Consider the following 10,692-nt stretch of genomic DNA (forward strand, 5'->3'; position numbering starts at 1 on the left):
ACGAAATGACGAAACAGTGTGACGCACCCGGGTGTGAGCACGGGTTGCTCGACACCGCCGAGATCGCGGCACGACTGCGCGTGACCAAGCAGCTGGTGTTGCAGTGGCGCGCCCAAGCCAAACCACACGCACTGGCGGACAAGGGCTTCCGGCTCAACGGTGATTCCGGGCCGCTGCGGTGGCGCGAATGCCACTACCACCAGTACCTCGATGACCTCGACCACCCGAGGTCAGCATGACGGCCCGCCGCGGGCGTTCTCAGCTCAGCGCCGCACGCATCGCCGCTGAGGACGCCCGCCGGATCTTCATCGAGGAATACCGATTCCTCCGGGGTTCGCTGATGTCGCACGAGTCCATCGCCCGTCACCTCGGTATCAGCCTGGCCACCCTGCAAACGCGAGTGATGCGCTATGACTGCCTGATCCTCACCGCCGCCGAGCAACGCATCTCCGATCGGCTCGACGCGCTCATCGAGGCCGGGGAACCGTTCACCCTCGAGCAGGTCAGTGCGCTCGATGATGGGACCGCCCAGTGGCTGATCAGCACCGCGCTCGGTCGCGGTCGTATTCGCTCCTCGCAGACGGGATCTGGCAGGCCGAGACGTCCCTCGACGTATATCCCTGTCAGGGGCGCACCGTGAGCGGCCACGAGACCGCGAACGCGAGCGCACCGGTGCCGCTGTCGGGCGAGGGTGATCCTTTCGGGGACGGTCAGAGCTGGTTCATCCTCGACCAGGACCGCGATGAGCACGGCCAGATCGTGCGGGTCTTGTATGAGTGCCGGTACCTCATCGAGAGCGGCGATCGCCGTGCGTGGGTGACCGAACGACGCTGGCACGACGGCGAACACGAGTCCCGTGATGTCGAACCTCTCGGCTGACCCCGGCGCCGACGGGATAGCGCGGCCGGACGCCTTTGCGGTGTCGGGCTGGGGCGATCCCGTCGATGCCCGCAGGGATCGGCGCGGGTTCATCCGGTTGAGTGTGGACTTTCTGGAGAACCGTCGCACCGGCCCTTTGTCGCCGGTGGCGAAGCTGACGTTGATCGGGTTGTGGATCTACTGCGCGCGTAACCGCACCGACGGCATCGTGCCCGCCGCTTACGCGCGCCGCACGGTGCCCAAACGGCTGCGTGAGGCGCTCACCGCGGCCGGATGCTGGCACCCGCTCACGTGCACCACGACCTCACCGTGCCACCACGGCACGTGCACGACGGCGGCATCGTGCGGGCAAGAGGCGTTGGTGATGCGCGACTACGGCCGCCATCAGCCGCTGTACCGCAACCCCGATGCACCGGGCACCGACCACCGCCCCTACCTCAAGTTGTCGGTCGATTTCCTCGAGAACCACCGCACCGGGCCGCTGTCACCGGTGGCGAAACTGACGTTGATCGAGCTGTGGATCTACTGCCACCGCAACCGAACCAACGGCATCGTCTCGCTCGCAGCGTTCCGCAAGATCGCGCCATCACGCATTCGTGACGCACTCATCGCGGCCGGATCATGCCGCCCTCATGTCTGCACCACGGCGGCACCATGCCACCACGGTGCGTGCACGACGTCGGCGCCATGCGGTCATGGCGTCGTCATCATGCACGACTACCACCGCCACCAAACCACCCACATCGACCCCCAACGGAGGAGGGAGCAGGCCAGGTCAGCAGGCAAATCCGGCGGGCTGGCGAAAGCGGCGAAAACCCGCCGACCGGCTAGCGGACCTGCCAGCGGAACCGCGCGAGATCCGGCGACCAACGCACGCGCGTCTCAGAAGTTAGAAGTAAAAGATGTCTCTAGTTCTGTAGATAACTCCCCGCCAGTAAGAAACGCGCGGGGGAAGAACGGAAACGGTGCACCGCCAACACCGCCGCTGCCACCGCCGACGGCAGCGGGGCCGACGGTGCCGCGGGCTCGTCACGGCGGTGACGACGTGGCCGACCGGCTCAACGCCGCCGCCCCGGAGGTTCCCGCGACCTCGGCGATGCGCCGGCGCGTCCTGGCTCGGTTGGTCCCCGACGCGGTCGCGGTGCTCGCCGACCCCGCCACCGGTCCCATTCGCCGCGCCCAGGCCCAGGCCGAGCTCGACCGCGCCGAGGCGGTCATCGACGCCCGCGCCGAGTACCTGGCCAGCGGCGATGTCGCCGAAAACCCCGAGAAGGACCGGCTTTTCGACCCGCACGGCGACTCGGGATATGCCCGGCGAATGGCCGCCGCGCACCGCCCGCTGCCGGTGCCGGACCCGATCACCGCCGGCGAGCGGCGCGCGCTGGCGTTCCGGCTGGCCCGCGACCACCTCGACGCAGTGTCACGCCAGGGCGCAAACCCGCCGGGCGGTGCCCGCGAAGCGCTGCGCGCCGAACTCGAAGCCCTCCTCGACGGCGGCGTGCACCAGGACGTGCTGCGCGCTGAACTCGCCGAGATGCGCGAGGCCGGGCTGTGGGCGGCCTCGAAGCTGCGTCAACGGGTTCAACAGGTCCGAACATGACTCATCCCGGACCGGACTGGGACGCCCCGGAGATGTGCGATGTCGAGGCCGAGCAGCAGGTATTGGGCGCGGCGCTGTACGCCGAAGGCAACCTCGAGGTCGCCGAACAGGTCGCCGCCATCGCCACCGAGGCGTTCTACCGGCCCAACCACCAGCTGTTGCACGCCACCCTGGGCGAGGTCCTGCGCGAAGGCCAAGTCCCCGACCCGGCCGTCATCATCGATCGCGCCGCGCGCCGGGGCGAAGTCGGCGGCAACGCCGATCGGCTACGCCGCGTGGGCCTGGAGCTGCTCGGCAAAGGCATTCCCGCGTCGGTGCCCTACTTCGCCGACCGGATCACCACGCTGTGGCACGCCCGCACGGCCGTCACCGAGGCGACCCGCATGATCCAGCAACTACACGCGTTGCACCGGTCGGGGGACCTGGAATTCACTGGTGAAGTCCTTGCGCGTGCGCGCGAGGCCCTGGACCTGGATTTGTCCGACCCCGCCGCGCCCGATGCTTCGGCGCTGCCGCCCTCGGTCGCTGAGATCCTGGCCGGTTCGGATTCCTACGACTGGTTGATCCCGCAGTTGTTCGAGTACGGGGACCGCATGATCCTCACCGGCATCGAGGGACTCGGGAAATCCACGCTGCTGGGGCAGATCGCGGTCGCGGTCACCGCCGGTCTGCACCCGTTCTTGGCGGCCCCGATCACCGGGGCCGGTGCGCCGAGGAGGGCCTCGCATCGGGTGTTGGTGATCGATGCGGAGAACCTGCCGGGCCAGTTGCGTCGCCGCTACCGCGATCTGGTGGGCCGGGTGAACGTGGTCTGTGATCGACAGTCACACCCGCGGCCGGACTGGGGCGATGAGCTGCGCATCGAGGCCCGCCCGGAAGGCGTGCGTCTCGAGGACCCGCGCGAGCTTCGGCGTATCGAGGCCGCGATCGCCGCCCATCAACCCGCCCTGGTGGTGGCGGGTCCGTTGTATCGGCTCAACGCCCTGGACACCGAGGCCGCCGATGGGGCACGGGAATTGGTGCGGATTCTGGACCGGCTGCGGGTGAAGTACCGGTTCACTCTCATCCTCGAAGGTCACATCCCGCACGCCGCCGACGGGCGCTCGCGGTCGGTGCGCCCGATCGGGTCGTCGCTGTTGTTGCGCTGGCCCGAGTTCGGGTACGGGATCGTGCCCGCGCGGGGGCACGAGGACGACGAACACCCCTCGGTGGTGAACCTGCGCCAGTGGCGCTACGCGCGTGATGAACGCCTGTTCCCGCGCGAGCTGTACCACGCCTCGAGCGGGTTCCCCTGGACACCGGCGGGTGGATATTTCCAGCTGTGCCGCACGAAAGGAGTTTTCGACGGCTGACTATCGAAATATGTTGCAGCCCAATCGATATTATGCGTTGATGATCGATTGTTGCTGAAATATACTGGTGTGCAGGGAATTTCACATGGTGACTAGCACTCACCGAGATTCCCTGTGTGAATTGAATACCGCATCTACGGGAGAAAACGATGAAAATCGTCATGGAACTGCACTGCCCAGATGGGCACGACAGTGCTGAAGAATCCGACCTTTCGATCACGGCTCGGATCGTGTCGCGGCTGGCGCGCACGCTGTCGGGACAGCGCTGCCCGGCCTGCCCCACCCACACCTTGGAATCGGGTCTCACCCTGGTCGACGGACGCGACCGGCTCACCGGTTTTTGTCCCTGCTGCGGGGCGACCTGGCTGCCCGGTCAGCGGATGCGGCTGCTCGCCGCGGGACGGCTGATCGGTGTCGAGCCCGCCGCGCGGCGGGGGGTCCGGTCATGATCCGTCGACCCACCCCCGATATCCGCTTCGCCCGCCGTGTGCTCGGCACGATCCGCAGCCTGCCCGACCATTCCCGTTATCCCGGTCTGGGGTGGGACCAGTGGGTCTACCGCGTGGTCGATGTCCGCAATGTTGTTCACGCCGAGGACGGCACCCCGGTGTGCCGGACCACGATGTGTTTCGCGGGCTGGGTTGTCGAACTCGACCGTGATGTCGACTGGGCCTACGACTCGGTGACCCTGCGCACCCTGTTCCTCAACGACGACACCGTCAGCCCGCCGATCCAGTTGAGCCCGGACCTGACCACCGCCCGCGACCTCACCACTGGCGCCAACCTCACCGCCCACGAGTACGCCGAACGCCGTCTCGGGCTCACCGCACGCCAGTCGGTGGAACTGTTCTTGGCCACCAGCTCCCTCGACGATCTCGCCGAGGCCCTCGACCGCATCGAACGGGGGACGCTGTGAACGCCACGATCACCGCGACCGCCCTGGTCACCAAGGTCCGCGAACTCGCCGCGGTCACACCGGATGCCGTCACCCCCACCAGCAGCGAGCACCCCCACGGCGACCGCTACGTCATCCGCGACGCCGACGGGCGCTGGCAGGGCTCGCGGCTCATCGGTCGCGCGTTGCTCGACCTGGGCGCCGATCCCGACGCCCTGGCCGAGCACGACGCCCACGCCCTCAGCGCCGCCAGCACCGTCATGCACTTCGTGTGCTTCGGAGTGTGGGGCCAAGACCTGTTGTGGCTCAACGTCGTCCAATCCTACGAAGGCAGAGGCCGCGCCTGGTCGGACGCCATTTTGATCGCGGATATGCGCATCCACGGTGTCCTCGGGAGCAGCCGATGAAACCCCTGCTGCAGCCTGGGACCTCGAATCCCATCACCACAGTGGAACTGCCCACCCAGCCTGGGCGGCCGCGGCAGTGGGCAGCCAGCGCCGTCTACCGCGACCACGCCGGTCGCATCCGCCACCTGCGCACCATCCACACCGATCCCGACGCCGCCGCGAACGCGCTCGAGGACCGACTAGACGAACTCGGAATCCACTGATGCCACACCACAACAAGACCCCCGACCGGATGCTGGTCGATGAGATCGACGCCCTGGTCGACGAACAGCTGGCCACCCGACCCGACAGCGGGAAATCGGAATCGTGCCCGCACTGCCCCGACGAATGGCATTCCCTGCCCATTCGCAAGGATCTGCTGCTGCTACGGCTGATGTACTGCGGGTGCGAGGACTGCGACAGACTCCTCGACGCCTACGACTACGCCCAAGACGACAGCCCCATCATCTGCCCTGGATCGACCTTCCACGGACCCGTCGAACCACTACCGGCCCGCATGGCACGCCACGGGATCGAGATCGTCGCCCTCGAACCCGTCCCCGTCGCTGTCCCACGGCCTCGGCCCGCCACGGTGCCACCACCGCCGCAGGCGATACCGCCGGATGGCTGCGCGCTGCGCTTCCCCTTTCCCGAGTCCGAGCACTACCGCGGACCGATCTGGGCCTACAAGCTCTCACGCACCTGGCGTGGCACCGACTACGTCGTCGTCGTGCACATCGAACGCGACACCACCGGCACCAGGTCGGCAGTCATCGCGGAGACTGTGCTGTTCCGCTACTTCCCGCCAGGGCTCCCACAGCCAGCGGTTCGTGAAACCTACGAGATGGCAGGACAATTCCTGTCGATCCTCGACGACGACAGCGACGCCGACGGATACCGAGCCGCCATCGACAGCCACGGGGTCAACGTCGAGATCGACGCCACCATGACCGCCCGCCACCGCGCCGACGGCCACGTCAACCCCGACGTGTTCGTGCAGATGATCACCGGGCAGATGGTCGTCGGAGTCATCGAATAGAGCAACCACCCGTGCAACGGCGGGCTCGGTACCGACAACGTCACGGTGCCGAGCCCGCCGTTTGCTATTACCTTGGGGACACATGCTGGGGGAATGGCTATTGATCGAATGCATCACCGCCGAGCCGACAGTCATGGCCATCGGACGCAAACCCATACGCCTGCAACCCTTCCACAAGGTGCTGCGTCGAGAGTCCTTGCGAGCGGCGCGGCGCCTGACCAACCAAGTGCGCCGCAGCGGGCACCGCTGGGAAGAGACCTCTCACGACCGCGACGAACACCTCATCGCCGAACCAATCCTCAACGCAGCCGGGAACATTCACGGAGTCCGTATCTGGGTTGGGCGTCCATGGACCGAGGTCCCGCCGCCGCCGCGATCCGGTGCCTGGGACTGGAACCTCGACAAGATGACCGCCCTGTATACCGACGAGGTCTACGACCTCCACCAAGTTCCGCCCGAGCGGCGGCGCACCGAGATCACCCGGATGTCGGCCATGCGCCACCTCGCTTTCGCCGAGGACGAAGGTGTCGCACTCGCGATGGCCGTGCATGCCGATGAGTCGACGGTGTTCCAGGACTCGTGGCGCATCATCCGCGACGACGGCATACCGCGGGAGATGAACTTCTGCGCCCGCGGCGCCCGAGTCGATGGCCAACGGTTCGTCCACGGCCTGATCATCGACATCAGCGACGGCATCGACGAGCCCGCCCCGCCACCGCCGCTGACGTTCTCCCAGGCCGTGATGCAGGCCGAACTCAGCGTGCCCGGCGTCTACCACGCCCTGGTCGACCTCGAGACCCTCACCGCACACCGCTGGCTCGGAACCGAGATGCCCGGCATCGCTTGGGAACTCACTGGCGACCCCGAGCGTGATCCGGCCCTGCACCCTGACGACATCGCTACCGCGCGCCGCGTGTCCCGAACCCTGGACACCGGCCCAGCCACCGCGGTCCTGCGGATCCGAAACGTGGACGGAGGGTGGACGCCGGTCCGGATAGAAGCCAAACGTGTTCTCCTGACCCGCAATCCCGACATCGCGGCAGCGCTGGTGAGCGTGTCGCACGACACAGCCAGCCAATAGCCGGAAGCCCTTCCTTCATAATGGATCTCACGTTTACGATCTTCTGTTCGGGGTATGGCCCCCCTGTCCCTGGCTGACCCCGCCCCTGAGAACCATCGCCCATAGACCGACTCGCCACGCCTGCAACCGCTCGCCGCCGCGCGGCCGCAGACGAGTCGATGGATCCACGGCCGAAACCCGTTCGGCCGATTGGGGGTTTCGTCGTGCTGTCAGCCCGGAGGTTTCAGTGCCTACCGTCCTGAACCTGCCGCTCGCCAACGCCGTACTTCGCACCTTGCGCGCCGTGCCGCACCTGCACGACCACACCGTGTGGGCCCAGCGGCGACCCGAAGGCACCGCCCACAGCATCGCCGGATGGACAGTCACGCTCGCAGGCGCGCAGTGGACCGAGTATCACGAAATGGTCTGCTACCGCGGCAAAATCCGCTCGGTGCCGATGCTCGCCCAGGAACTACTCGGCCTGACCTACAACCAGGCGCGAACCCTGTTCTACCACTGCGACGAACAGCAAGCGATCAACCTGCTCACCAGCCTGGTCGGCCAAGCAACGTGCATGCAGGCATTCCAGCTGATGATCTACGCCGCGCAATTCCACCAGGCCGGCTGAGGACACAGTTCGCCAGACCGCCGAACTATTCTCTACCGCTGCACGCTATGGTAGAGACATGGTGACCGTCGCTGCGACACAACCGAACTCACGCTCATGACCCGCACCACACCCAACGCCGCCGTCTCCGACGAGCTCGACGACGCCGTCCACACCCTGATCGGCTACCGGCTGCACCGCCACACCGACACCGACGGCAAAACTCACAGCGGCTACCGCGAATCCGTCTACGGCGAAATTCGCGCCGAACTCGCCGCCCGGCAAGGTGAAGGCGGGACGCTGCGGCCACGCAGCCTGCCACCAGCCTGGGTCGAAGGACTGGACTGGCTCACCGACGTCGACACCACCATCGCCGCTTGGTGGCCCGGAGCGAGCCCAACCGAAGGTCAACCCGAGACCGTGTGCCGCCTCAACGAACTCGCCGCCACCGCGTGGGCACCAGAGGACCAGCAGTTCGTGCGTGAATGGATCAACCAGCTGGTGCGGTGGAGCGAAACCGGCAAGGCGCTGCTCGAGCCGGTGCGCCGTTGGGAACTCGTCGCGGCCTGCCCTGCCTGCGGAGTCCGCACCGTGCACCGGCCTGACACCTCCGGGGAGCCAGTCCGTCAAGCAGCCCTCCAAATCACCACCGCGGGGTGTACCTGCCAGTCCTGCCACACCGTATGGGCGCCGACCCACTACCGGCTCCTTGCCGCCGCCCTGGGCTGCCAGATCCCCGCGGGGGTTCTCGAATAGCCGAAGGCGCGCTGTGGCCGCGGACCGCCGCGTGCGGACACCACTGCGCAGCGTTGGCACGCGGTGGCTCTCACCGCCCATAGGGCGGCGTGGGGCAGTACGAAGGCCTGAACTCCTCGGTCCTCCAACATTCGGCGGGAACCGGCTTCTTCGTGTCCTCCTCCATGAAACTGGCGGCCGCGCTCACGCCAAACACGAGTACCGCCACGGCGGCAAGGCAGGCTGCTCCATAGATGACCAGACCTGCCCATAGCCTGGTTTGAAGAATCAACGACTTAGTTCGTTGGAACGAGACGTCGGGTATGCGCGTTGTTCTCAGCCAATCGCCAATTGTCTGATTGAAAATCCCTAAAGCTCGCTCGCCGACATTAGTGGGGTAGGCGAAGATCTTGTTGACACCATGTGCTGCCGCAGTCGGCGCGTCCGATCGGGCCACACTGTTCGCCGTTACAACCAGCACATGGTAAAGGGGTCCGATCGCGATGGCGCCGCTGAAAATCACCCAGTAGATGAAGCGTCCAGTCGATTCACCCGCGCTGACTATACCTTGCATGATGATACCCAGCGCAGAGCCGATGATTGCCCACACAAACACCCACGTCTGGCTGAACGCGCCCGTGAGCACGAGATGCTTCGCCTGACTCAGCAATTCCTCGCGTGCGGCGCTCAGTGTCGGGCCGACGTAGTCACCGTCCTTCAGGTACGGTAGCAACTGGTCTAGGGGTTGGGCGACGATGTTGCCATCGGGGACTTCTGAATGAATCCAGCGGGCGTTATCGTCGGCCGAGGCCACTGTCAGAGCCCGCAAGATGCCCCGCTCGATTTTGGATTCCCCCAATTGTTCGCGACCTGCTGCGAGAGTCGCACGATACGAATTCGCCAAAGCGCTAACTTCTGTTTGATTCACCATGACAACCACCCCTGGTCAGACCCCGACCCACAATTGCTAAATTTCATCGTATGCCTGCATAGTCCAGCCGGATTGGCCAGGCGGCGTAACGATTGCGCCTCTACCAGCCCGTATGCTCTCACCCGCACCCCATGATCAGCCGCACCCGCAGGCTTCCCACATGGACGGACACGTATTGGAGCTGCCGAGTGCGCTTCAATCAGACCTGGACGGACCCACTGCAGCCGCACGGCCGCCCGTTTTCGAGCCGCCAGCCGCGGCTGACGAAGATCGGCACAAAATGCTGCGGAATGTACAGGCGGTCTTCTGGATTCAGGATCTCGAAGTACCGCTGTGCGGCGCGCAGCACCAGCATGCTGCCCTGCACGTGGACGCCGGTCGTGTCGCCGTCCGGGATGGATTGTTCCAGCGATTGCGGGCCGCCGCCGCTGGTGCGCCGGATGCCGGTCACAGATCGAGGGCGGTTCTTCACGGTGAAGAAGGCGTCGGACATGTCGTGCTCCCTATATCGATGGCAATTCGGACCCGCCCCCACGATTGTCAGGAACCATCCTCGACCGTTCCGCAGACGTCGACGCGAGTACTCGACTACGCGAATCGGAGATCGACCGACCCGATTCGGTGCCGAACAACTCGGCGGCGCTCGATGGGCGTCGAATGAGCCGCCGGGAAGGATATCGCGTTCGTAGGCGTGGGTCTACGCCACGCAGGAGATCACCATGTCAGGTCCCACCCCGTCCACCACGGTCACGATAACCGTCCTCCGCGTCGCCGAAGTTGCCCGATAACCAGAAATCGAACCGTGAGCGCCGGACGACGTCCGGCCAGCTCGCTGAACCGGATACTCAGCGAACTCGCTTGATAACCGTGGTTATCAGGCAACACGGGTGACTCGTGTGCTACCGCGCGGCCGTGGACACGGCCCTAGCCCTTCGAGCGGTATTCGTAAAGGGGGATGGCCTCCCACACTCGTCCTGCCGACTCGTAGGCACGGACGAGGTTGTTGCGGGTGGCCCGGGTGTCGGGGTGGTCGGGGCCGAGGATCCGCTCGGAGTCGGCGAGGGTGCGCTCGTAGAGCGAGATCTCCTCCCTCACCCGCCCTGCCGACCCGTAGGCGAGGGCGAGGTAGTGGCGGGAGGTCAGGGTGTCGGGGTGGTCGGGGCCGAGGATCCGCTCGGTGTCGGCGAGCTCCTGTTCATGCAGCGCGA

General features: G+C 66.2%; 16 protein-coding genes. 13 read left to right on the plus strand and 3 right to left on the minus strand.

What is annotated here, in order from left to right:
* Positions 1-5: 5 nt before the first annotated feature.
* From NL1_RS25765 to NL1_RS25820, 13 genes are all read left to right on the plus strand, one after another.
* The gene (locus NL1_RS25765; RefSeq protein ID WP_156095043.1) at positions 6-239 is read left to right on the plus strand and encodes a hypothetical protein; all 234 of its coding nucleotides are present in this window, start codon (positions 6-8) and stop codon (positions 237-239) included.
* Positions 236-640 carry a hypothetical protein gene (locus NL1_RS25770; RefSeq protein ID WP_067844489.1) on the plus strand — a complete coding sequence of 135 codons (405 nt, stop codon included), beginning with the start codon at positions 236-238 and terminating at the stop codon, positions 638-640. The genes NL1_RS25765 and NL1_RS25770 overlap by 4 nt, the downstream gene beginning before the upstream one ends.
* Complete coding sequence (locus NL1_RS25775) at positions 637-879, plus strand: hypothetical protein (RefSeq protein WP_067844491.1); 243 nt, start codon at positions 637-639, stop codon at positions 877-879. The genes NL1_RS25770 and NL1_RS25775 overlap by 4 nt, the downstream gene beginning before the upstream one ends.
* Positions 860-2,479 (plus strand): hypothetical protein, encoded by a 1,620-nt coding sequence (locus NL1_RS37850; protein ID WP_156095044.1) that lies wholly within the window; start codon positions 860-862, stop codon positions 2,477-2,479. The genes NL1_RS25775 and NL1_RS37850 overlap by 20 nt, the downstream gene beginning before the upstream one ends.
* Positions 2,476-3,831, plus strand: a complete 1,356-nt coding sequence (locus tag NL1_RS25785) for an AAA family ATPase (protein WP_067844495.1) — start codon at positions 2,476-2,478, stop codon at positions 3,829-3,831. The genes NL1_RS37850 and NL1_RS25785 overlap by 4 nt, the downstream gene beginning before the upstream one ends.
* A 149-nt stretch (positions 3,832-3,980) precedes the next feature.
* Positions 3,981-4,280 (plus strand): hypothetical protein, encoded by a 300-nt coding sequence (locus NL1_RS25790; RefSeq protein WP_067844497.1) that lies wholly within the window; start codon positions 3,981-3,983, stop codon positions 4,278-4,280.
* Positions 4,277-4,747 carry a hypothetical protein gene (locus NL1_RS25795; protein WP_067844499.1) on the plus strand — a complete coding sequence of 157 codons (471 nt, stop codon included), beginning with the start codon at positions 4,277-4,279 and terminating at the stop codon, positions 4,745-4,747. The genes NL1_RS25790 and NL1_RS25795 overlap by 4 nt, the downstream gene beginning before the upstream one ends.
* Positions 4,744-5,133 carry a hypothetical protein gene (locus tag NL1_RS25800; protein ID WP_067844500.1) on the plus strand — a complete coding sequence of 130 codons (390 nt, stop codon included), beginning with the start codon at positions 4,744-4,746 and terminating at the stop codon, positions 5,131-5,133. The genes NL1_RS25795 and NL1_RS25800 overlap by 4 nt, the downstream gene beginning before the upstream one ends.
* Complete coding sequence (locus tag NL1_RS37855) at positions 5,130-5,336, plus strand: hypothetical protein (protein ID WP_156095045.1); 207 nt, start codon at positions 5,130-5,132, stop codon at positions 5,334-5,336. Before NL1_RS25800 ends, NL1_RS37855 begins: the two co-directional genes overlap by 4 nt.
* Entirely contained in the window at positions 5,336-6,151 is an 816-nt protein-coding gene (locus NL1_RS25805) for a hypothetical protein (protein ID WP_067844502.1), read from the plus strand. The genes NL1_RS37855 and NL1_RS25805 overlap by 1 nt, the downstream gene beginning before the upstream one ends.
* A gap of 82 nt (positions 6,152-6,233) precedes the next feature.
* The gene (locus NL1_RS25810) at positions 6,234-7,232 is read left to right on the plus strand and encodes a GAF domain-containing protein (RefSeq protein WP_067844504.1); all 999 of its coding nucleotides are present in this window, start codon (positions 6,234-6,236) and stop codon (positions 7,230-7,232) included.
* Between the two features lie 226 nt (positions 7,233-7,458).
* A complete protein-coding gene (locus tag NL1_RS25815) occupies positions 7,459-7,839 on the plus strand; it encodes a hypothetical protein (RefSeq protein WP_067844506.1) in 381 nt (126 codons plus the stop codon).
* Between the two features lie 96 nt (positions 7,840-7,935).
* A complete protein-coding gene (locus tag NL1_RS25820) occupies positions 7,936-8,574 on the plus strand; it encodes a DUF7341 domain-containing protein (protein WP_067844508.1) in 639 nt (212 codons plus the stop codon).
* A gap of 70 nt (positions 8,575-8,644) precedes the next feature.
* On the opposite strand, the gene NL1_RS25825 is transcribed toward NL1_RS25820, so the two are convergent.
* The 3 genes from NL1_RS25825 to NL1_RS25835 all read right to left on the minus strand — a co-directional run.
* On the minus strand, positions 8,645-9,484 hold the full coding sequence (locus tag NL1_RS25825) for a hypothetical protein (protein WP_156095046.1): 840 nt from the start codon (positions 9,482-9,484) through the stop codon (positions 8,645-8,647).
* A 199-nt stretch (positions 9,485-9,683) separates the two neighbouring features.
* Positions 9,684-9,977 carry a hypothetical protein gene (locus NL1_RS25830; RefSeq protein ID WP_067844512.1) on the minus strand — a complete coding sequence of 98 codons (294 nt, stop codon included), beginning with the start codon at positions 9,975-9,977 and terminating at the stop codon, positions 9,684-9,686.
* 431 nt (positions 9,978-10,408) lie between these two features.
* Positions 10,409-10,692, minus strand: a 284-nt coding sequence (locus NL1_RS25835) for a tetratricopeptide repeat protein (RefSeq protein WP_156095047.1), incomplete at its 5' end; no start/stop codon positions are given.

Source organism: Nocardia lijiangensis NBRC 108240 (assembly GCF_001613045.1).
GTDB lineage: Bacteria > Actinomycetota > Actinomycetes > Mycobacteriales > Mycobacteriaceae > Nocardia > Nocardia lijiangensis.

Excerpts from the sequence above, each read along its gene's own strand:
- NL1_RS25790 (WP_067844497.1), top strand. The coding sequence starts at position 3,981 with ATGAAAATCGTCATGGAACTGCACTGCCCAGATGGGCACGACAGTGCT.
- NL1_RS25770 (WP_067844489.1), top strand. The coding sequence starts at position 236 with ATGACGGCCCGCCGCGGGCGTTCTCAGCTCAGCGCCGCACGCATCGCC.
- NL1_RS37850 (WP_156095044.1), top strand. The coding sequence starts at position 860 with ATGTCGAACCTCTCGGCTGACCCCGGCGCCGACGGGATAGCGCGGCCG.
- NL1_RS25805 (WP_067844502.1), top strand. The coding sequence starts at position 5,336 with ATGCCACACCACAACAAGACCCCCGACCGGATGCTGGTCGATGAGATC.
- NL1_RS25765 (WP_156095043.1), top strand. The coding sequence starts at position 6 with ATGACGAAACAGTGTGACGCACCCGGGTGTGAGCACGGGTTGCTCGAC.
- NL1_RS25795 (WP_067844499.1), top strand. The coding sequence starts at position 4,277 with ATGATCCGTCGACCCACCCCCGATATCCGCTTCGCCCGCCGTGTGCTC.
- NL1_RS37855 (WP_156095045.1), top strand. The coding sequence starts at position 5,130 with ATGAAACCCCTGCTGCAGCCTGGGACCTCGAATCCCATCACCACAGTG.
- NL1_RS25830 (WP_067844512.1), bottom strand. The coding sequence starts at position 9,977 with ATGTCCGACGCCTTCTTCACCGTGAAGAACCGCCCTCGATCTGTGACC.
- NL1_RS25825 (WP_156095046.1), bottom strand. The coding sequence starts at position 9,484 with ATGGTGAATCAAACAGAAGTTAGCGCTTTGGCGAATTCGTATCGTGCG.
- NL1_RS25820 (WP_067844508.1), top strand. The coding sequence starts at position 7,936 with ATGACCCGCACCACACCCAACGCCGCCGTCTCCGACGAGCTCGACGAC.
- NL1_RS25810 (WP_067844504.1), top strand. The coding sequence starts at position 6,234 with ATGCTGGGGGAATGGCTATTGATCGAATGCATCACCGCCGAGCCGACA.
- NL1_RS25785 (WP_067844495.1), top strand. The coding sequence starts at position 2,476 with ATGACTCATCCCGGACCGGACTGGGACGCCCCGGAGATGTGCGATGTC.